This is a genomic window from Bhargavaea sp. GQ12 (assembly GCF_059758705.1).
Map to the genome: position 1 here is coordinate 1 of NZ_JCAXEU010000069.1, position 245 is coordinate 245.

A 245-nucleotide genomic window follows, 5' to 3' on the forward strand; every position below is an offset into this window, starting at 1 on the left:
CTCCGGAGTGGATCCTGAGTACGGCGGAACACGTGAAATTCCGTCGGAATCCGGGAGGACCATCTCCCAAGGCTAAATACTCCCTAGTGACCGATAGTGAACCAGTACCGTGAGGGAAAGGTGAAAAGCACCCCGGAAGGGGAGTGAAACAGATCCTGAAACCGTGTGCCTACAAGTAGTCAGAGCCCGTTAATGGGTGATGGCGTGCCTTTTGTAGAATGAACCGGCGAGTTACGGTTCCATGC

1 rRNA gene is annotated in these 245 nt (G+C 53.9%); it reads left to right on the plus strand.

Going from position 1 to position 245, the window contains the following annotated elements:
* Positions 1 to 245: ribosomal RNA gene (locus tag AC6CHQ_RS16430) — 23S ribosomal RNA — on the plus strand; the annotation flags it as partial.